Annotated in this window: 23 protein-coding genes; 13 read left to right on the forward strand and 10 right to left on the reverse strand. The window is 62.3% G+C overall.

Going from position 1 to position 20,141, the window contains the following annotated elements:
* Positions 1 to 89: 89 nt before the first annotated feature.
* The 5 genes from ASD31_RS04645 to hslV all read right to left on the reverse strand — a co-directional run bounded on the left by ASD31_RS04645 (position 90) and on the right by hslV (position 5,170).
* Positions 90 to 1,484: a cytochrome P450 gene (locus ASD31_RS04645; RefSeq protein WP_056330105.1), complete on the reverse strand. Its 1,395-nt coding sequence runs from the start codon at positions 1,482 to 1,484 to the stop codon at positions 90 to 92.
* A 73-nt stretch (positions 1,485 to 1,557) separates the two neighbouring features.
* The gene (locus ASD31_RS04650; protein ID WP_056330107.1) at positions 1,558 to 2,508 is read right to left on the reverse strand and encodes a DUF1402 family protein; all 951 of its coding nucleotides are present in this window, start codon (positions 2,506 to 2,508) and stop codon (positions 1,558 to 1,560) included.
* A gap of 325 nt (positions 2,509 to 2,833) precedes the next feature.
* Positions 2,834 to 4,138 carry an ATP-dependent protease ATPase subunit HslU gene (hslU, locus tag ASD31_RS04655; protein WP_056330110.1) on the reverse strand — a complete coding sequence of 435 codons (1,305 nt, stop codon included), beginning with the start codon at positions 4,136 to 4,138 and terminating at the stop codon, positions 2,834 to 2,836.
* The gene (locus ASD31_RS04660; protein WP_056330113.1) at positions 4,135 to 4,656 is read right to left on the reverse strand and encodes a GNAT family N-acetyltransferase; all 522 of its coding nucleotides are present in this window, start codon (positions 4,654 to 4,656) and stop codon (positions 4,135 to 4,137) included. The genes hslU and ASD31_RS04660 overlap by 4 nt, the downstream gene beginning before the upstream one ends.
* Positions 4,646 to 5,170, reverse strand: a complete 525-nt coding sequence (gene hslV, locus ASD31_RS04665; protein ID WP_056330116.1) for an ATP-dependent protease subunit HslV — start codon at positions 5,168 to 5,170, stop codon at positions 4,646 to 4,648. The genes ASD31_RS04660 and hslV overlap by 11 nt, the downstream gene beginning before the upstream one ends.
* 220 nt (positions 5,171 to 5,390) lie before the next feature.
* Between hslV and hisB the strand changes: the two genes are divergently transcribed.
* The 7 genes from hisB (at position 5,391) to coaA (ending at position 10,104) form a co-directional block, all read left to right on the forward strand.
* Positions 5,391 to 5,999, forward strand: coding sequence for an imidazoleglycerol-phosphate dehydratase HisB (gene hisB, locus ASD31_RS04670; RefSeq protein ID WP_056330118.1), 609 nt, complete (start codon positions 5,391 to 5,393; stop codon positions 5,997 to 5,999).
* A 25-nt stretch (positions 6,000 to 6,024) separates the two neighbouring features.
* Complete coding sequence (locus ASD31_RS04675) at positions 6,025 to 6,498, forward strand: DUF2628 domain-containing protein (RefSeq protein ID WP_056330121.1); 474 nt, start codon at positions 6,025 to 6,027, stop codon at positions 6,496 to 6,498.
* Complete coding sequence (gene hisH, locus ASD31_RS04680; RefSeq protein ID WP_056330122.1) at positions 6,498 to 7,148, forward strand: imidazole glycerol phosphate synthase subunit HisH; 651 nt, start codon at positions 6,498 to 6,500, stop codon at positions 7,146 to 7,148. Before ASD31_RS04675 ends, hisH begins: the two co-directional genes overlap by 1 nt.
* A gap of 1 nt (position 7,149) precedes the next feature.
* On the forward strand, positions 7,150 to 7,893 hold the full coding sequence (gene hisA / locus ASD31_RS04685) for a 1-(5-phosphoribosyl)-5-[(5-phosphoribosylamino)methylideneamino]imidazole-4-carboxamide isomerase (protein WP_056330125.1): 744 nt from the start codon (positions 7,150 to 7,152) through the stop codon (positions 7,891 to 7,893).
* Positions 7,894 to 7,996: 103 nt separating this feature from the next.
* Complete coding sequence (hisF, locus tag ASD31_RS04690) at positions 7,997 to 8,773, forward strand: imidazole glycerol phosphate synthase subunit HisF (protein ID WP_056330128.1); 777 nt, start codon at positions 7,997 to 7,999, stop codon at positions 8,771 to 8,773.
* A gap of 13 nt (positions 8,774 to 8,786) precedes the next feature.
* On the forward strand, positions 8,787 to 9,101 hold the full coding sequence (locus ASD31_RS04695) for a phosphoribosyl-ATP diphosphatase (RefSeq protein ID WP_056330130.1): 315 nt from the start codon (positions 8,787 to 8,789) through the stop codon (positions 9,099 to 9,101).
* Positions 9,102 to 9,108: 7 nt separating this feature from the next.
* The gene (gene coaA / locus ASD31_RS04700; protein WP_056330133.1) at positions 9,109 to 10,104 is read left to right on the forward strand and encodes a type I pantothenate kinase; all 996 of its coding nucleotides are present in this window, start codon (positions 9,109 to 9,111) and stop codon (positions 10,102 to 10,104) included.
* A gap of 215 nt (positions 10,105 to 10,319) precedes the next feature.
* Here coaA and ASD31_RS04705 read toward each other — a convergent pair whose 3' ends face one another.
* The 5 genes from ASD31_RS04705 to ASD31_RS04725 form a co-directional block, all read right to left on the reverse strand.
* Positions 10,320 to 10,931 carry an alpha-ketoglutarate-dependent dioxygenase AlkB family protein gene (locus ASD31_RS04705; RefSeq protein ID WP_056330134.1) on the reverse strand — a complete coding sequence of 204 codons (612 nt, stop codon included), beginning with the start codon at positions 10,929 to 10,931 and terminating at the stop codon, positions 10,320 to 10,322.
* Positions 10,932 to 10,937: 6 nt separating this feature from the next.
* A complete protein-coding gene (locus ASD31_RS04710) occupies positions 10,938 to 11,378 on the reverse strand; it encodes a hypothetical protein (protein WP_244483759.1) in 441 nt (146 codons plus the stop codon).
* 2 nt (positions 11,379 to 11,380) lie between these two features.
* Positions 11,381 to 11,857, reverse strand: coding sequence for a peptidoglycan-binding protein LysM (lysM, locus tag ASD31_RS04715; RefSeq protein WP_056330141.1), 477 nt, complete (start codon positions 11,855 to 11,857; stop codon positions 11,381 to 11,383).
* Positions 11,858 to 11,956: 99 nt separating this feature from the next.
* A complete protein-coding gene (arfB, locus tag ASD31_RS04720) occupies positions 11,957 to 12,391 on the reverse strand; it encodes an alternative ribosome rescue aminoacyl-tRNA hydrolase ArfB (protein ID WP_056330144.1) in 435 nt (144 codons plus the stop codon).
* A gap of 131 nt (positions 12,392 to 12,522) precedes the next feature.
* Positions 12,523 to 14,133 carry a phosphoenolpyruvate carboxykinase gene (locus ASD31_RS04725; RefSeq protein WP_056330146.1) on the reverse strand — a complete coding sequence of 537 codons (1,611 nt, stop codon included), beginning with the start codon at positions 14,131 to 14,133 and terminating at the stop codon, positions 12,523 to 12,525.
* A gap of 335 nt (positions 14,134 to 14,468) precedes the next feature.
* Here ASD31_RS04725 and ASD31_RS04730 point away from each other — a divergent pair, with 335 nt between their 5' ends.
* From ASD31_RS04730 to ahcY, 6 genes are all read left to right on the forward strand, one after another.
* The gene (locus tag ASD31_RS04730) at positions 14,469 to 15,200 is read left to right on the forward strand and encodes a response regulator transcription factor (RefSeq protein WP_056330151.1); all 732 of its coding nucleotides are present in this window, start codon (positions 14,469 to 14,471) and stop codon (positions 15,198 to 15,200) included.
* A 104-nt stretch (positions 15,201 to 15,304) separates the two neighbouring features.
* Positions 15,305 to 17,083: a sensor histidine kinase gene (locus ASD31_RS04735; protein ID WP_056330337.1), complete on the forward strand. Its 1,779-nt coding sequence runs from the start codon at positions 15,305 to 15,307 to the stop codon at positions 17,081 to 17,083.
* Positions 17,080 to 17,553 (forward strand): HPr kinase/phosphorylase, encoded by a 474-nt coding sequence (locus ASD31_RS04740; protein ID WP_244483760.1) that lies wholly within the window; start codon positions 17,080 to 17,082, stop codon positions 17,551 to 17,553. The genes ASD31_RS04735 and ASD31_RS04740 overlap by 4 nt, the downstream gene beginning before the upstream one ends.
* Before the next feature lie 169 nt (positions 17,554 to 17,722).
* Entirely contained in the window at positions 17,723 to 18,124 is a 402-nt protein-coding gene (locus tag ASD31_RS04745; protein ID WP_056330341.1) for a PTS sugar transporter subunit IIA, read from the forward strand.
* Between the two features lie 13 nt (positions 18,125 to 18,137).
* Positions 18,138 to 18,410: an HPr family phosphocarrier protein gene (locus tag ASD31_RS04750; RefSeq protein ID WP_056330344.1), complete on the forward strand. Its 273-nt coding sequence runs from the start codon at positions 18,138 to 18,140 to the stop codon at positions 18,408 to 18,410.
* A 163-nt stretch (positions 18,411 to 18,573) separates the two neighbouring features.
* A complete protein-coding gene (gene ahcY, locus ASD31_RS04755; protein WP_056330154.1) occupies positions 18,574 to 19,974 on the forward strand; it encodes an adenosylhomocysteinase in 1,401 nt (466 codons plus the stop codon).
* Positions 19,975 to 20,141: the final 167 nt, after the last annotated feature.

Here is a 20,141-nt window from a genome sequence, read left to right on the forward strand (position 1 = left end):
AAGGAAAGGCCATCGCGGCGCCGACATGGACCGTCCGGTGAAGCGACCTCTGCGGCGATCGGATATCCATCAGCAACCGGGCCAGGGCCTCAGCGAACCGAAACCCGCATCGGCAGGCCGCCCCTAGGCTGGGTGGTCAGCCGCTGCACCGGCCAGGGTTTCGTTTCCGGCGTCACGTCGAAGCGGAACCGCTTCATCAGCACGCCGAGCGCGATCACGGCCTCCTGCAGCGCGAAGGTGGCGCCGATGCAGATGCGCGGGCCGGCGCCGAAGGGCAGATACTGGAAACGATGCAGCTTGTCGCGGTTTTCCGGCAGGAAGCGCTCCGGCATGAAGGCGCGGGGTTTCTCCCAGTAGAGGGCATGGCGGTGCAGCGTCCAGGGCATGACGAGAACCGAGATCCCCTTGGGGATATCGACGCGCTCGCCTTGCGGGGAGACCCAGGAATCCGCCCGGATCGCCGCCCGGTTGATCGAGGGCGCCGGCGGATAGAGGCGCATCGCCTCCTCGAAGGAGGCCCGCACATGCGGCATCAGGCCCAGCCATTCGACGGGCTCGGCGCCGCTCGACAGGACCGCATCGATCTCGGCTTCCATGTTTTCGCGCACTTCAGGGGCATTTGCGACGCAATAGAGCGTCCAGGCGAGCGCCCGCGCCGTCGTTTCGTGGCCGGCGCCGATGAAGGTGAGGATATTGTCGGCGATCTCGTCGGTCGAAAGCCCGTCCGGCCCTTCCAGCTGCAGCAGCAGGGTCAGGAAATCCTGAGGCGCGGCGCCAGGGTCGGTGCGCAGCAGCCGCCGCCTGTTGTCCATGGTTTTTTCGACGATGGCGTGGAATTCCGCCATCACCCTTGCGCCGCCGATGCGGGTAAGACGCGGCACCCAGGAGGGCGCCAGCAGGATATCCATCGGATCGACGCGGCCCATGCGGTGCAGCAGCCGCTCGACGCTCTCGGCAAAGCCCTCGGTCTCGGCGGCGATCTGCCCGGAAAACAGCGTTTCAGACAGGATGCCATAGGTAAGTTCGGTCATGTCGTTGGCGATATTGACGACAGTGCCGGTTGCGGCCGCCTCGTCATAGCGTGCCGCATATTCCTCACTCTTCGCCAGCATGCTCGCGGCAAAGCCTTTCGCATGGCGCGGCGTGAACACCGGCGCGATGGCCTTGCGCGAACGCTTCCAGACCGCGCCCTCGGCCGTCAGCAGGCCATCGCGCAGGATCGGCCGCAGGATGAGACGACGGACCTTCGACATTTCGTAGTTCGAGGCATTCTCGACGAGGATATAGCGGATCAGGTCGGGATCGTTGACGATGAGGGTGCGCTGGTTGAAGAACCGCGTATCGATGTAGGGCAGCGTATAGGAAGGCTCGCCCCAGAGCTCAAGCGGGTTGCGCATCACCGTGCGGATGATCTGGAGCCGTGACGGCGGCACCGTGCGCGGGATCGGCGCCGGCGGCTCGAAGGGTTCGGGTTTCATATCCATCGGCGAACTTTCCCTGTGCTGCCGCAAACCGGCAGCTTCCATGCCCTCGTCCAGGCAGGACCATGCAGGAAAGCTAGAGCAGCGCCTTGAGCTCGGCCAGCTTGTCGTTGACCAGCCAGCCGTAATAATTTTCCTCGGGCCACTGCACCGCGCCGCCCTTGTTTTTGGCCGCAAGGGCGGCCGCGCGCTGGTCGGGATGGCCGACATTGTAGAGCGTCGCGGTGATGCCCGGATTGCCGGAAATATCCATACCGGCGATCGACCGGTAGGCTTCGATCGACTGGCGGATCGAGGCGGCCATATAGGCAAGCGATTGGTCGGGGTCCATGATCGCCTCATAGACCGCTGCGGCTTTGCGCTCGTCGAGACGTTCATATCCCGAGATGCGCGCCACCATGTCCGTCAGGGTCAAGGCCGTCAGCGGATTGATCTGGCCGAGCCCGAAGGTCTGGCCGGCGAAGAACGGCTGGAAGAATACCGCGCTGAAGCGATTGTCCGGATAGGAGGTGCCGCCGACCGATTTGCCGCGGAACTGCCGGTCCCAGACGGATTCGCGGCAGGTCCACAGAACATAGGAGCCGGCCTTGCCCGCGCATTTCGAAAACTCCGGTCGCGCGACGAAATCGGCGACGCTCTGGCCGTCATAGCCGAACCGAAAACTGTCACCGGCATAGGCCGCAGCCTTGACGTAATAGGACTGCAGCCGGTCATAGGCATCGACATTATAGGTGTGCTCGCCGACAATGGCGCCGATCATGTGGATCGGGTCGATGCCATAGGCGCGCGCCGTCGACTTGATCTTGTCCATCAGCTTGCCGTCGCGGGCGAGCAGATTGTGGACCTTTTCATATTTCGCATCGAACGAGGTCTTGCCGGCCTTGGTGCGGCGCACCGAGGCGCCCGGCACGTTCGGCTGCTCCTGAAAGCGGTTTCCTTCCGGCACCGTTTTTATGCCGCCCGCCAAGGCGGGGCCGGTGGCGAGAAACATCGCTGCGATGAGAAGCATATGGAAAATGGGGCGCACGATCGGTTTCCTGTGGACCTGGCTAAGGCATGCGCCGGCACGCATGCGGCAAAATCATGTCGGAATCATGCCGGCGGACGAAGGTTTAGCGTGCGATCGTTACAGAGACAACTCGGATGGATTCAGTAGACAGGCCGCGACCTCCCTCTTCTCCCCAGCGGGGAGAAGTGCCGAGCGCATGCGAGGCGATGAGGAGGTCGGCAAAGCCGGATCCGGAAGACGTTGCCTTCGGCCCCTCATCCGGCGCTTCGCGCCACCTTCTCCCCGGCGGGGAGAAGAGGAGCCGGCCATATGCCCGGGAATTCTGCAGCTAAGGGTTCCGTCCCTACAGAATATAGCGCGACAAATCCGTGTTGGCGGCAAGGTCGCCGACATGGGTTTTTACATAGTCCGCGTCCACCTTCAGCGACTGGCCGGACCTGTCGGGCGCCGCATAGGAGATTTCGTCAAGTACCCGCTCCATCACCGTCTGCAGCCGCCGCGCGCCGATATTCTCGACGCTGGTATTGAGCTTGACGGCAACATCGGCCAGCGCGTCGAGCGCATCCTCGGTGAAATCAAGATCGACGCCCTCCGTCTCCAGAAGCGCCTTGTACTGGCGGATCAGGCTCACTTCCGTTTCGGTGAGGATACGGCGGAAATCCTCCTTGGTCAGCGCCTTCAGCTCGACCCGGATCGGCAGGCGACCCTGCAGTTCCGGCAAAAGGTCGGAGGGCTTCGACACATGGAAGGCGCCCGAGGCGATGAACAGGATATGGTCGGTCTTGACCGGGCCGTATTTGGTCGCAACCGTCGTGCCTTCCACCAGCGGCAGCAGGTCGCGTTGCACGCCTTCACGTGAAACACCGGCACCCATGCCGCCATCGCGCGCGGCGATCTTGTCGATCTCGTCGAGAAAGACGATGCCGTCGTTTTCCGCCGAACGGACCGCCTCGCGCTGGATTTCCTCATTGTCGAGCAGCTTGTCCGACTCGTCGTTGATCAGGACAGCATAGCTTTCCTTGACGGTGGTGCGCACCTTCTTGGTGCGCTGGCCCATCGCCTTGCCGAACATTTCCGACAGGTTGAGAACACCGATATTGGCGCCGGGCATGCCGGGGATCTCGAAGCCGCCGGGCGTTGCCGTGTCGGCGATCTCGATGTCGATTTCCTTGTCGTCAAGCTCGTTGGTGCGCAGCTTCTTGCGAAAGCTGTCGCGGGTCGCAGGCGAGGATGTGGCGCCCACCAGTGCGTCGAGCACCCGTTCCTCGGCGTTCAGATGGGCCTTGGCCTTGACGTCTGCGCGCTTTTTTTCGCGCACCAGGCCGATGCCGACCTCGACCAGGTCGCGGATGATCTGCTCGACATCGCGGCCGACATAGCCGACCTCGGTGAACTTGGTCGCCTCGACCTTGATGAAGGGCGCGCCGGCAAGCTTTGCGAGCCGCCGGGAAATCTCCGTCTTGCCGACGCCGGTCGGGCCGATCATCAGGATATTCTTCGGCATGACCTCGTCGCGCAACTCGTCCGAGAGCTGCTGGCGGCGCCAGCGGTTGCGCAGCGCGATCGCCACCGCACGCTTGGCGTCGTGCTGGCCGATAATGAACCGATCGAGTTCGGACACGATCTCGCGGGGGGAAAATGTGGTCATGGCAGATCCGTTTCCTCAAGCTTGTCCAGCACCATGAAATGGGCCGGACCGTAAATGGAATGACGCCTGTCCAGAAAGCGGAAGCCTGCTTTCTCATAGGCGCGAATGGCTTGCGCATTTTCAGGATCGGGATCGATCACGATGCGCGCCGCACCGGCGGCAAAACGTTCTAAGCAGAACAGGCGGACGATCGCGCTGCCGTGGCCCTTCCCGGTCAGTTCCGGATCGCCAATCGAAATATCGATCCCGAGCGTGCCGGGCGGCTGGTCGCGATAGGGGTGATCCTCTTCCAGGTGCGGGTCATAACATTGCAGATAGGCAATCGGCCTTCCGTCCAGCTCGACCATTAGCGGGCGTGTTTCGACGCTGGTCATGGCCTGCTCGATGCTCGCCAACTCTTTTTCCGGTTCGCCCCACCATCTTGCGACATGCGGCTGCGCCAGCCAGAGGCCAAGCAGCGGGAAATCCTCCCGTCGCAGATCGCGAAAATGGTAGCGGGGCGAAGGATCAGCCTGCATCGAGCGTTTCGACGACGATATTGCCATTGGTATAGACGCAGATATCTCCGGCGATTTCCATGGCGCGACGGGCGATCTCCTCGGCGGATTTATCGGTATCCATCAGGGCGCGGGCGGCGGCAAAGGCATAATTGCCGCCCGAACCGATGGCGATCGTGCCGTGCTCGGGCTCCAGCACATCGCCATTGCCGGTGATGGCGAGTGTGATCGTCTTGTCGGCGACCAGCATCATGGCTTCGAGATTGCGCAGATATTTGTTGGTGCGCCAGTCCTTGGCAAGCTCGACGGCGGCGCGCATCAGCTGGTCGGGATATTGTTCGAGCTTGGATTCCAGCCGCTCCAGAAGCGTGAAGGCATCGGCGGTGGCGCCGGCGAAACCGGCGATCACCTCGCCCTTGCCGAGACGGCGGACCTTGCGGGCATTGCCCTTCATCACGGTCTGGCCAAGGCTGACCTGGCCATCGCCCGCCATGACCACCTGTCCGTCCTTGCGGACCGTAATAATCGTTGTCATGAATACCACCCTGCCCGGATACCGGGCTCTTGCGAGGGCCGCATCCCGGCCCTGTCAGAGCCTATGTAAGTGCGCTTTTGCCGATTGCAAATAGCCCGGTTTCCTGTCCGCCGGCGCTCGACGCGGCAACCCTTCGCGCCTGCGAGAATCCTGGCGGCGGTTCTGGATATTTCGCCCACCGCCTGATATGGAGCGGCTCTGTTACATTCGGGAGAAGCTGATGGCGGACGATCAGGCCATGCGCACCGGCAGCGTGTCGCGCAAGACCAACGAGACCTCGATAACCGTATCCGTCAATATCGACGGCACCGGAACATCCAGGATTTCGACCGGCGTCGGCTTCTTCGATCATATGCTGGAACAGCTGTCCCGCCATTCGCTGATCGACATGGACATCGTTGCCGAGGGCGATCTTCATATCGACGATCATCACACGGTGGAAGACACCGGTATCGCCATCGGCCAGGCGCTTTCCAGGGCACTGGGCGACCGGCGCGGCGTCAACCGCTATGCCTCGATCGATCTCGCCATGGACGAAACGATGACGCGGGCCGCGATCGACCTTTCCGGCCGACCCTTCCTCGTCTGGAACGTCGATTTCTCGGCCCCGAAGATCGGCACATTCGACACCGAACTGGTTCGCGAATTTTTCCAGGCACTGGCCCAGCACGGCGGCATCACGCTGCATGTGCAGAATATCTACGGCGCCAACAACCACCATATTTCCGAGACCTGTTTCAAGGCCGTTGCCCGGGTGCTTCGCACCGCAACGGAGATCGATCCGCGCCAGGCAGGCCGTGTCCCCTCCACCAAGGGAACGCTGGTCTGACCCGCCATAGCGAAAGTCGGCCGACATGACCTCCTATCTGGTCCTGACACCCCCCGGCACCGGCCTGAACGACAAACGGGCGCGCTTCATCGCCGACCGCTTTTCCTGGCTGGCCTTCCTGTTCCCGGCGATCTGGCTGCTCGTAAAGCGGCAATGGCTCGCCGGCATCGGTCTTGCCGTCTTGCAGATCGCGGTGGCAGTGCTTACCTCGGCGCCGGGCGTCATGCTGGCGGGCCTGCTGATCGAGCTTTCGCTGCGCCTCTTGGTGGCGCTCGAAGGCCCCGCCTTCGTCGTCCGCCGCCTGGAAGCGCGCGGCTGGGTGCTGCAATCCGTCGTGACCGCCGATGATCTGGCGACCGCGGAAATGATCTACGACACACAGGCCGAGGTGACCGTGGCCGCCGACGACTGGCAACGCCCGGCACTGCCGGCAACCACCGACAGACCCGCCGGCGGCAAGGCTGCCTTCGGCCTGTTCGAGACCTATGGAGAACGCTGATGCGCGTGGCGATCATCGATTATGGATCCGGCAATCTGCGCTCGGCCACCAAAGCCTTCGAGCGTGCCGCCCGCGAGGCCGGCATTAAGGCTGAGATCGACCTGACCGACAGGCCCGAGCGCGTGGCGAGCGCCGACCGGATCGTCCTGCCCGGCGTGGGCGCCTATGCCGATTGCCGGCGTGGCCTCGATGCGGTTGATGGCATGGGCGAGGCGCTTATCGAGGCGGTGGAGAAATCGGCCCGGCCGTTTCTCGGCATCTGCGTCGGCATGCAGCTGATGTCGTCGCGCGGGCTTGAAAAGACCACGACCCAGGGCTTCGGCTGGATCAAGGGCGACGTGGTGGACATCCTGCCCTCCGATCCCGCCCTGAAGATCCCGCAGATCGGCTGGAACACGCTGGACCTGGTAAAGCCGCATCCGCTGTTTGACGGCATCAGGACCGGGGCGGAGGGGCTGCACGCCTATTTCGTGCATTCCTATCACCTCGCCGTCGAAAATCCGGACGACCTGATCGCCACCACCTCCTATGGCGGCGCGGTCACCGCCTTCGTCGCCAGCGGCAACAGGGCCGGCGCGCAGTTCCACCCCGAAAAGAGCCAGACGCTCGGCCTTGCCCTGATTTCCAATTTCCTCCGCTGGAAGCCCTGACATGATCCTTTTTCCCGCCATCGACCTCAAGGACGGCCAGTGCGTGCGCCTCAAGCTCGGCGACATGGAACAGGCGACCGTTTATAATCCCGATCCCGGTGCGCAGGCGAAAGCCTTCGAGGATCAGGGCTTCGCATGGCTGCATGTGGTCGATCTCAACGGCGCCTTCGCCGGCGAAACCGTCAATGGCGCTGCCGTGGACGCGATCCTGAAGGCGACGAAAAACCCGGTGCAGCTCGGCGGTGGCATCCGCACGCTCGATCATATCGAGAACTGGCTCAGCCGAGGGCTGGCGCGCGTGATTCTGGGGACGGTCGCGGTGCGCGATCCGGCGCTGGTGATTGAAGCCTGCCGTAAATTTCCGGGCAAGGTCGCCGTCGGCATCGACGCCAAGGGCGGCAAGGTGGCGGTCGAGGGCTGGGCGGAAGCCTCGGAACTCGGCGTCATCGAGCTTGCCCGCAAATTCGAAGGCGCAGGGGTCTCGGCGATCATCTATACCGATATCGACCGCGACGGCATCCTCACCGGCATCAACTGGGCCTCGACGCTGGAACTGGCCGATGCCGTCTCCATTCCCGTGATCGCGTCCGGCGGCCTTGCCTCGATGGACGATATCCGCCGCATGCTGGAGCCGGACTCGGCAAAGCTCGAAGGCGCCATTTCCGGCCGAGCGCTCTATGACGGACGCATCGACCCTGCCGAAGCGCTGGCACTGATCGGCAGCACGAAAGGAAAGGCGGCATGACTTTGAAAGCCCGCATTATCCCCTGCCTTGATGTGAAGGACATGCCGCGACGCCCGCAGCCGCGAAGCGGCGAGGACGCACAAACCAACAAGGAGGCCGTCCTGTGACCCTCAAAGCCCGCGTCATTCCCTGCCTGGACGTCAAGGACGGCCGTGTCGTCAAGGGCGTCAGCTTCGTCGACCTGGTCGATGCCGGCGATCCGGTGGAATCGGCCAAGGCCTATGATCTCGCCGGCGCCGACGAGCTCTGTTTCCTCGACATCACTGCTTCTTCCGACAATCGCGACACGATCTTCGATGTGGTGGCCCGCACCGCCGACCATTGCTTCATGCCGCTGACGGTGGGTGGCGGGGTGCGCGCGGTCGCCGATATCCGCAAACTGCTTCTGGCCGGCGCCGACAAGGTTTCGATCAATTCGGCCGCGGTCAGCAATCCCGATTTCGTCGCCGAAGCGGCCGACAAGTTCGGCAACCAGTGCATCGTCGTGTCGATCGATTCGAAGAAGGTGTCGAAACCGGGCGAAGAGGAACGCTGGGAGATCTTTACCCATGGCGGGCGGCAGGCGACCGGTATCGATGCCGTTTCCTTTGCGGAAAAGATGGTCAAGCTTGGCGCCGGCGAATTGCTGCTCACCTCGATGGACCGCGACGGCCAGAAGAGCGGCTATGACATTGCGCTGACCCGCGCGATCGCCGACCGGGTTTCGGTGCCGGTGATCGCATCGGGCGGCGTCGGCAATCTCGATCATCTGGTCGAGGGCATTCGCGACGGGCATGCGACGGCTGTACTGGCCGCCTCGATCTTCCATTTCGGCACCCATAGCGTCGGCGAGGCCAAGCGCTATATGGCGGAACATGGCATCGCCATGCGACTCGATTGAGGGGAAACGACAGATGACCGAATTCAGCCTGTCCACTCTCGAAGCCATCGTGGCGACCCGGGCGCAAGCCTCGCCGGACCATTCCTGGACCGCCAAGCTGGTGCAGCACGGCCAGGCGAAGGCCGCCAAGAAGCTGGGCGAAGAGGCGGTGGAAACGGTGATCGCCGCGATCTCCAACGACCGGGAAAACCTTGTCGCCGAAAGTGCCGATCTTCTCTATCATCTGATGGTCGTATTGAAAATTGCCGATATTCCGTTGCAGGATGTGATGGCGGAACTCGAGAGGCGCACCAGCCAGTCGGGGCTTCAGGAAAAGGCGAGCCGGTAGACCGTTCATGACCATTGTCGCACAAGACATTCCGCCGGCCGATATTCCGGACCATTTCGACAACAGGGATTATTCGCCCTATCGCTTCTTTTCGGCGGAGGAATGGTCGCATTTCCGGGCCGATACACCGCTTACCCTGTCGGCCGACGAGGTTCGCCGCCTGCGCTCGCTGAACGACCCGATCGATCTCGACGAGGTGCGGCGCATCTACCTGTCGCTGTCGCGGCTGCTTTCGACCCATGTGGAATCCTCGCAGCGGCTGTTTGCGCAGCGCCAGCAGTTCCTCAGCATGTCCGACGACACCAAGACCCCCTTCGTCATCGGCATTGCCGGTTCCGTCGCCGTCGGGAAATCGACCACCGCGCGCATTCTCGCCGAGCTTCTGTCGCGCTGGCCGTCCAGCCCGAAGGTCGACCTGGTGACCACCGACGGCTTCCTCTATCCCAATGCGGTGCTGCTGCGGGACAACATGATGGACCGCAAGGGCTTTCCCGAGAGCTACGATATCGGCGCGCTGCTGCGCTTCCTGTCGGCGATCAAGGCGGGACAACCCAACGTCAGGGCACCGTCCTATTCGCACCTGACCTATGACGTGCTGCCCGACCAGTTCCAGACCGTCGACCGGCCGGATATCCTCATTTTCGAAGGCATCAACGTGCTGCAGTCGCGCAACCTGCCGGCCGACGGCAAGATCGTGCCGATGGTGTCCGATTTCTTCGATTTCTCGATCTATATCGATGCCGAGGAAAGCCTCATCCACACCTGGTACGTCAATCGCTTCATGCGGCTGCGCCAGACCGCCTTCCGCGATCCGGACTCCTTCTTCCGGCGCTATTCCGAGGTGAGCGAGGACGAAGCGCTGGCGATTGCCGAAGGGCTCTGGCGCAATATCAACCTGAAGAATCTGCGCCAGAACATCCTGCCGACACGGCCCCGCGCCGACCTGATCCTGCAGAAGGGCCAGAACCACCTGACCGAGACTGTGGCGCTACGCAAGCTGTGAAACACGGGATCATCGCCGATTGGGAATGCGGGCAGAGATCGCCCCTCATCCGCCCTATCGGGCACCTTCTCCCCGCTTGCGGGGAGAAGGGACAAAACGGCCAACTCCGTCGTCCCTCCGCGCCTATGGGAAAAGGGCCAGCGTCAGACTCCGTAGTCCCCTCTCCCCGCCTGCGGGGAGAGGGCTAGGGTGAGGGGCTTATCCATACGACTGTTTCAGGCCGTCACGCGGCGGAGCGTCAGGTTGATGCGGCCGCCGCTTTTCAGGAGCGTCGAGGTGCCGGGATAGATCCTGTCGACGCCGTGGAAGGCAAGGCGCCCCTCGCCGCCGAGAACGACGACATCGCCGCTTGCCAGCTTGAACGACAGGGTCCCCTCGCCGCGCTCCCGCCCGCCGACGCGAAACAGGCAGCTGTCGCCGAGCGAGATGGACACGACCGGCGTTTCAAGATCTTCCTCGTCGCGGTCCTGATGAAGGCCCATGCGCGCCTCCGGCGCATAGAAATTGACGAGACAGGCCTGCGGCTCCTTCGGCGAACCGGAAACGGCATGCCAGATGTCAAGCAGGCTTTCCGGCATGGCAGGCCAGGGCCTGCCGGTGACGGGATGTCCCGGCTGATAACGATAGCCGCGCTCCTTGTCCGTCACCCAGCCGAGCGCACCGCAATTCGTCATGCGGACCGAAAGCGGCTTCCCGGTGCGCGGCATGGCGGGCACGTAGAGCGGTGCTTCGACGACGACGGCGCGGATCGCCTCGACCAGCTTTTCCTGGCCTTGCCGGTCAAGGAAGCCCGGAAGATGGCGGATGCCCTTGGGGAGAGCCTTCATCGGGCTCTATTCCATGCCGATCACGGCCGGCGGTACGCCATAGCGCTGCGGCCACACGGCATATCCGACATCCGTCAGGCCGACCATGTGATCGATCATGTTCCAGCGCCCGGAGTGGAAAGCCATCAGCGCATAGACGGTCAGCCCGTCCATGATGTCGGTTTCACCGTTAAAGCCGGTTTCCTGCGGATCGATCGCGCCGCCGCCCGGCCGCTGCGGCTCGGCCTGGACAAAGGCCCAGTCGGGCGAGGCGCGCAGGGTCGTCACCACGAATTCCACGGGTCCGCGCATTTCCGCCTCGACGGCAGGCCGCAACGCATCGAGGATGGCCGCGCGCTCGGCCGATCCCTTGGCCGGCTCGCGAAGCGTCTGCGCCAGCGCAATACCGCCCGGTACCGACAGCATTGCTGCGAGAAACAGGGCGAAAATTGCGCCGGCTTTTCTCACGGTCAGGCCTGGGCGAGATCGGGGATGCGCAGCACCTGGCCGGCATAGATCTTATCGGGATGTGTCAGCATCGGCTTGTTGGCCTCGAAGATGACGGTGTTCTTGGCGCCCTTGCCCTTGCCATATTGCGCCTCGGCGATCTTCCAGAGATTGTCGCCCTTCTTCACCGTGTAGAAGACCGGCGCCTTTGCCGGCGCGGGCGCCGACGTCGCCGCGTCCGTAACCTTCAGTTCGGAGGCTTCCACCTGCGAGATGCCCAGCGTATTGCCGACGGCGACGACGGCCTTTTCGAAGGCGGACTGGTCCTTCACCACGCCGGACAGCACGATCTTGTCGCCCTTTACCGCGACGTCGACCTTGTCGGTTCCGAGATCGTGGGAAGAAAGCTCCTTCTTCACGGCCTCGACATCGGGCGCATCGTCATCGCCGCCGATACCGAGCTTCTTGCCGGCATTCTTGATAAAGCTGAACAGACCCATCGCACTTCTCCTTGGCGTGTTGCTCCAGCCTAACAGAGCGCAGCAGGGGCAGGAAAACAAGGGCCCGGAAAAAAGAGGCGGTAAAAATTGAGGTTTCTCTCAATCGTCCTGCGGGCGGCCGCGCATCTTCTTGACTTCGCCGCGCCCGGTCTTCTCCTTTAGCCGGCGCTCGATCGAGCCTTTCGTCGGCCGGGTTTTGCGGCGCGGCGGCGGCGGTGGTTCGGCGGCCTTGAGGATCAGTTCCTTCAACCGGTCGCGCGCATCCTCGCGGTTGCGCTCCTGGCTGCGGAAGCGATTGGCCTCGATCATCAGCACGCCGTCCTTGGAAACCCGGCGGCCGGCAAGCTTGATGGCATTGTCACGCACCCGTTCCGGCAGGGCCGGCGAGGTGGAGATGCCGTAGAACAGCTGCACCGCGGTGGAGACCTTGTTGACATTCTGCCCGCCTGGCCCACCGGCCAGCACGAATTGCTCGGTCAGTTCCCAGCCGGCAATGATGATGCGGTCATTGATATGAAGCGGTTCGCTGGCCATGAGTCTGATCCTTTCCTGCTCTATCTCACAGGTCGGGCCCTCTGAAAACGCATGACAGGCCGAATAAAGAAAACCCGGCGCTTTCGAGCCGGGTTTCACGTGAATCAGTGCCTGCGATTTATAGAGGTTTTTTACTCCGCAGCGAGTCTTGTGCCGGGGGCCGCGTCGCGGACGCTGCCATCGACGTGATCTTCGAACTTCGCGAAATTGGCCACGAACATATCGACGAGCTTGCGCGCCTGCGCGTCATAGGCGGCACCATCGCTCCAGGTCGAGCGCGGATCGAGGATGGCACTTTCGACGCCGGGAACGGAGACCGGCACGGCGAAACCGAAATTGTCGTCGAGACGGAAATCCGCCGATGCCAGCGATCCATCCAGCGCAGCCGCCAGAAGCGCCCGCGTCGCCTTGATCGGCATGCGGCTGCCGGTGCCATAGGCGCCGCCGGTCCAGCCCGTATTGACCAACCAGCAATTGACGCCATGGCCGGCGATCAATTCCTTCAGGAGATTGCCGTATTCGGACGGATGGCGCGGCATGAAGGGCGCGCCGAAGCAGGTCGAGAAGGTCGCTTCAGGCTCGGTCACGCCCTTTTCCGTGCCGGCAACCTTCGCCGTATAGCCGGAAAGGAAATGGTACATGGCCTGGTCCGGGGTCAGGCGGGCGATCGGCGGCATGACGCCGAAGGCATCGGCCGTCAGCATGATGATCGTGGCCGGATGCCCGGCGGTCCCGGTCTTGCTGGCATTGGGAATGAAATCGAGCGGATAGGCACAACGGGTGTTTTCCGTCAGCGAGCCGTCGTTGAAATCGGGCCGGCGGTTTTCATCGAGCACGACATTCTCAAGCACGGTGCCGAAACGCTGCGTGGTCGCGAAGATTTCCGGCTCGGCTTCCGCCGAAAGACGAATGGTCTTGGCATAGCAGCCGCCTTCGAAATTGAAGATGCCGTCCTCGCCCCAGCCATGTTCGTCATCGCCGATCAACGTGCGCTTCGGATCGGCCGACAGGGTGGTTTTGCCGGTGCCCGACAGGCCGAAGAACACTGCCGCGTCGCCATCCGGGCCGACATTGGCCGAGCAATGCATCGGCATGACGCCTTTTTCGGGCAGCAGGTAATTGAGCATGGTGAAGACGGATTTCTTCATCTCGCCGGCATAGGAGGTGCCGCCGATCAGGATGATGCCCTTGGTGAAATCGCAGGCGATCACCGTCTGTGAACGGCAGCCGTGGCGGACAGGGTCGCCCTTGAAATCCGGCAGATCGATGATCGTCAGCTTCGGCACGAAGCTTGGCAGCGCAGCCTTGTCCGGCCGGATCAGCAGATTGCGGATGAACAGCGAATGCCAGGCGAACTGGGTGATGACGCGCGTCGGCAGGGCATTGTGCGCATCGGCGCCGCCGATCAGGTCCTGGACGTAGAGGGATGTGCCGGCAGCGTGATCGAGCATGTCCTGGTGCAGGACCGAAAACTGCTCCGGCGTCATGGCATTGTTGTTGTCCCACCAGATCGCATCCGCCGTGCGCGCGTCGCGCACGACATATTTATCCTTAGGGGAACGACCGGTATGCTGGCCGGTCAGGGCGCGAATGGCGCCATCCGCGGTCAGCTGCGCCTCGCCGCGGCGCAGGATTTCCTCGTAGAGTTCGGCGGTGCCAAAATTGTACCGAACCATGTCGAGGTTGGCGAAGCCGATCGATTCCAGCCCAAGAGACGGGTTGTGAATGCCAAATTCCTTCATGGTTCAGCTTTCCTCCAATGGTGTGCCGATGTCGTGAATGGCGGCAAACATAAAAGCAGTCGCTCAAAAAGACAAGATTGCTGACTTAAATAATCTAACAATTTCAGTATATTAATCGATTTAAAGAAAATTATCGTTTCTTTAATCGGTTGAATCATGCGTTTTTGTATGGCTTTTTTCAGTCCGCGAACCGTGTCTTCTCTCCCCGCTCGCACTTTTGCAATTTACTTCGCCACAATTTGTTCCACCTTTATACTCAAGAACGCGTCGTACCGTGGCCCGGCACCGTGACAGGCCCGGTCCGGACACGCAGCGAAACGGTGGAGCCCCAAACAATGCAGACGATCGCACTTGTCGATGACGACCGCAATATCCTGACCTCGGTGTCGATTGCGCTGGAGGCGGAAGGCTACAAGGTCGAAACCTATACCGACGGCGCCTCGGCTCTCGACGGTCTGCTTGCCCGGCCGCCGCAACTCGGGATCTTCGACATCAAGATGCCGCGCATGGACGGCATGGAGCTTCTGCGCCGGCTGCGCCAGAAATCGGATATTCCGGTGATCTTCCTCACCTCCAAGGACGAAGAGATCGACGAATTGTTCGGCCTGAAAATGGGGGCCGACGATTTCATCACCAAGCCTTTCTCGCAGCGCCTGCTGGTGGAACGTGTCAAGGCGATCCTGCGCCGTTCCGCCAACCGCGAAGCGGCGGCGCTCGCCGGCTCGAGCGGATCGGTAAAGACGGCCGCCGACGTGCAGGCGCGCTCGCTGGAGCGCGGGCAGCTCGCCATGGACCAGGAGCGTCATACCTGCACCTGGAAGAACGAGCCGGTGACCCTGACGGTGACGGAATTTCTCATCCTGCATTCGCTGGCGCAGCGCCCGGGCGTGGTAAAGAGCCGCGATTCGCTGATGGACGCCGCCTATGACGAGCAGGTCTATGTCGACGACCGCACGATCGACAGTCACATCAAGCGGCTGCGCAAGAAGTTCAAGATGGTCGACAATGATTTCGACATGATCGAGACGCTCTATGGCGTCGGCTATCGTTTTCGCGAATCGGCCTGATCGGGTTCGCTGGCTTGGCCAGTGCCGGGTCCCTATGCTAGGGAGCGACCGGCGACAGCCGGGCTGCCGATGACATGAAAGGCCGCGAAAGCGGAGTTGAAGGCTTGGCCGAGGTCTTGCGAAATAGCGATACGGATGACGGCGACGCAATTGCTTCCGGCCGAACCTGGGCGCATCCCTTCACGCTGATCCGCCGTATTTTCGGCAATGCGGTCTTTTCCAGCCTGACGCGCCGCATCCTGTTCTTCAACCTCGTGGCGCTCGTCGTTCTCGTCGGCGGCATCATGTATCTGAACCAGTTTCGCGAGGGACTGATCGACGCGCGCGTCGAAAGCCTGCTGACCCAGGGCGAAATCATCGCCGGCGCGATCGCCGCCTCTGCCTCCGTCGATACCAATTCCATCACCATCGACCCGGAAAAGCTGCTGGAACTGCAGGCCGGGCAGAGCATCACGCCGCTGCCGAGCGACGAGGACCTCGAATTCCCCATCACCCAGGAGCGGGTGGCGCCGGTGCTGAGGCGGCTGATTTCGCCGACCCGCACCCGTGCCCGCCTGTTCGACGCCGATGCCGACCTGCTGCTCGATTCGCGCCATCTCTATACTGGCGGACAGGTGCTGCGCTTCGACCTGCCACCGCTCGAGCCGGAATCGATCACTTTTTCGGAGCGCATGAACAGCTGGTTCAACCGCATCCTGCAGCCGGGCAACCTGCCGCTCTACAAGGAGCCACCGGGCGGCAACGGATCGATCTATCCCGAGGTGATGAACGCTCTGACCGGCGTTCGCGGCGCCGTCGTTCGCGTCACCGAGAAAGGCGAACTGATCGTCTCGGTTGCCGTTCCGGTCCAGCGCTTCCGCGCCGTGCTCGGCGTTCTTCTCCTCTCGACCCAGGCGGGCGACATCGACAAGATCGTCCATGCCGAACGCCTCGCCATTATCCGCGTCTTCGGCGTGGCGGCACTCGTCAACGTCATCCTGTCGCTGCTTCTGTCGAGCACGATCGCCAATCCCCTGCGGCGCCTGGCGGCGGCGGCCGTGCGGGTGCGACGCGGTGGTGCCAAGGAACGCGAGGAAATCCCCGATTTCTCCTCGCGCCAGGACGAGATCGGCAATCTTTCGATCGCGCTGCGGGAAATGACCACAGCGCTCTACGACCGCATTGCGGCAATCGAGAATTTCGCCGCCGATGTCAGCCATGAGCTGAAAAACCCGCTGACCTCGCTGCGCAGCGCCGTCGAGACGCTGCCGCTGGCGCGCACCGACGAATCCAAGAAGCGGCTGATGGACGTGATCCAGCACGATGTACGCCGCCTCGACCGGCTGATCAGCGATATTTCCGATGCCTCGCGGCTCGACGCCGAACTTGCCCGCAGCGACGCAAAGGCGGTCGACCTGGAAAAACTGCTCGGCGATATCGTCGATATTTCCAGGCAAATCCGCTCCGGCAAGAAAGCGGTGCAGCTGAGTCTCGTGGTCGAGCGCAAGGACAATCCCAAGCTTCGCTTCGATGTCGGCGGCTACGAGCTGCGCATCAGCCAGATCATCACCAATCTCATCGAGAACGCCCGCTCCTTCGTGCCCGACGAGGGCGGCCGCATCATCCTCAGACTCACCCGCACCCGCACCCGCTGTATCATCTATGTCGAGGACAACGGCCCGGGCATCCAGGCGGAAGACATCGACCGTATTTTCGAACGCTTCTATACCGACCGTCCGGAAGGCGAGGATTTTGGCCAGAATTCCGGTCTCGGCCTTTCCATTTCGCGCCAGATCGCCGAGGCGCATGGCGGCTCGCTGAAGGCGGAGAACATTCTCGACGCCACCGGGCATATCGTCGGCGCCCGCTTCATCCTGTCACTGCCGATCGAGTCGGGCCAGTGACGGACGAGGCGCCCAACCTGCATGCGACCAACCTGCATGCGACCAACCTTCACGCGACCGGGCTGGTGCTCGGTACGCGCGGCTTTCTCGTGGTCGGCCCTTCGGGTACCGGCAAGTCCATGCTGGCGCTCGGCCTTGTGGCTTCCGCCCGGCGCGCCGGGCTGTTCGCGGGTCTTGTCGCCGACGACCAGGTCATGATCGCGGTCGAAAACGGCAGGATCGTCGCCCGCCGTCCGGCTTCGATCGCCGGGCTCGCCGAAATTCGCGGGGCCGGCATCGTCAACGTCGAAACCATCGCCGCCGCCGTGATGGATTTTGCGCTCCTGCCGGTCAAGGCGCCTTTCGCGCAGCGCATGGCGCCCGAAAACGAAGTCTTCCAACTGGCCGGCGGGAAACATCTGCCGCTGCTGCGCCTTCCCCATGGCGAGGGGGCTGATCCTTTCGATATTCTCTGCCGGCTTTTACCGTGAAATGCCATTTTGAGGGCATATAATGCCTACGGAAAAGGCATTTGAGGATTTTTGACTTGCACTTCGCCTTTTCCTTGCCAAGATGGCCGCCCCGAAGGTGGACGAAATTGCTGCATTGCGATATCTGACCATCCTGAAGATTTGCAGATGCAGTTGGAGCAAAGACACCATGATCGGACTTGTGCTTGTCACTCACGGCAAGCTGGCTGAAGAGTTTCGTCATGCGCTGGAGCATGTCGTTGGTCCGCAAAAGTCGATCGAGACGGTCTGCATCGGTCCCGAGGACGATATGGACCAGCGCCGGCAGGATATTCTCGAAGCCGTCCTCTCCGCCGACCAGGGCAATGGCGTCATCATCCTCACCGACATGTTCGGCGGCACGCCCTCCAATCTGGCGATCTCCGTCATGCAGAGCGGCACGGTCGAGGTCATCGCCGGCGTCAACCTGCCCATGCTGATCAAGCTGGCCGGCGTGCGTGGGGAGAGCGACATGGACAAGGCACTCGTGGAAGCCGCAGAGGCAGGCAGGAAATATATCAATGTCGCAAGTCGTGTCCTCAGTGGAAAATAACGAGACGCCGGTCATGACCCTGTCGCGCGACCTGCTGATCATCAACAAGCGCGGTCTTCACGCCCGCGCCTCGGCCAAATTCGTCCAGACGGTCGAAGCCTATGATGCCGAAATACGCGTCACCAAGGACGGCATGACCGTCGGCGGGACCTCGATCATGGGACTGATGATGCTGGCCGCCAGTACCGGCAGTTCCGTTTCGGTGACCGCCGAGGGACGCCAGGCCCAGGAAGCGCTCGAGGCGCTGGACGCCCTGGTCGGTGACAAGTTCGGCGAAGAGGCCTAATCACATAAAGACATAAACACCTCTTTATGTCCTGTTGCTCCTGATTTGGATTCCTGATAATCGATAGTCAAACTTCCCGGCAGCCGCCAGGAAGCGCCATTCAGTGCGTCCTGCCCAGCCGGGCCTTGTCCGGCCATGGCGCGGCGCCAGCCCGGAGACATTCATGAGCACAACCAAGGATTATGTGGTTGCGGATATCGGTCTTGCCGATTTCGGCCGCAAGGAAATCACCATCGCCGAGACGGAAATGCCGGGCCTGATGGCCTGCCGCGAGGAATTCGGCACGAAGAAGCCGCTGAAGGGCGCGCGCATCACCGGTTCGCTGCACATGACCATCCAGACCGCCGTGCTGATCGAGACGCTGGTCGCGCTCGGCGCGGAAGTTCGCTGGGCTTCCTGCAACATCTTCTCCACCCAGGACCATGCCGCCGCGGCGATCGCCGCAACCGGCGTGCCGGTCTTTGCCGTCAAGGGCGAGACCCTCGAGGATTACTGGACCTATACCGACAGGATCTTCCAGTGGGCCGATGGCGGCGTATCGAACATGATCCTCGATGACGGCGGCGACGCCACCATGTATATCCTGCTTGGCGCCCGTGCCGAGGCCGGCGAGGACGTCCTGTCGAACCCGACCTCCGAGGAAGAGGAAATCCTCGTCGCCCAGATCAAGAAGCGCCTTGCCGCCACGCCCGGCTGGTTCACAAAGCAGCGCGACGCCATCAAGGGCGTGACGGAAGAAACCACCACCGGCGTCAACCGCCTCTACCAGCTGCATGCCAAGGGCCTCCTGCCCTTCCCGGCGATCAACGTCAACGATTCCGTCACCAAGTCGAAATTCGACAACAAGTATGGCTGCAAGGAATCGCTGGTCGATGGCATCCGCCGCGGCACCGACGTGATGATGGCCGGCAAGGTTGCCGTGGTCTGCGGCTATGGCGATGTCGGCAAGGGTTCCGCCGCCTCGCTCGCCGGCGCCGGCGCCCGCGTCAAGGTTACCGAAGTCGATCCGATCTGCGCCCTGCAGGCCGCCATGGACGGTTTCGAAGTCGTTCAGCTGGAGGATGTCGTCTCCTCCGCCGATATCTTCATCACCACGACCGGCAACAAGGACGTCATCCGCATGGACCACATGCGCGAGATGAAGGACATGGCGATCGTCGGCAATATCGGCCATTTCGACAACGAGATCCAGGTTTCCGCCCTGCGCAACCTGAAATGGACCAATGTCAAGCCGCAGGTCGACCTGATCGAGTTCCCCAAGGGCAACCGGATGATCCTCCTCTCGGAAGGCCGCCTGCTCAACCTCGGCAATGCCACCGGCCACCCCTCCTTCGTCATGTCGGCCTCGTTCACCAACCAGGTGCTGGCGCAGATCGAGCTGTTCACCAAGGGCGGTCAGTATGACAAGCAGGTTCATATCCTGCCGAAGCATCTCGACGAGAAGGTCGCTCGCCTGCATCTCGCCAAGCTCGGCGTCAAGCTGACCGAGCTTTCGGAAGAACAGGCCAGCTATATCGGCGTGAAGCCGCAGGGCCCGTTCAAGGCTGAACACTACCGCTACTGATCCTTACCCGGATAAGCCACAACATATAGAGACCGCGATCGAGACATCTCGATCGCGGTCTCTTTTTTTGCTTTAGCCTTCCCGAGGATTCCCCGAAGGCGTATGTTTTTGGGACAGTGATTCGTGACGAAGATGCGGAACAGACGCGTCACGGATCGGGGATGTCT

Source organism: Rhizobium sp. Root482 (genome assembly GCF_001426565.1).
Taxonomy (GTDB): Bacteria; Pseudomonadota; Alphaproteobacteria; order Rhizobiales; family Rhizobiaceae; genus Pararhizobium.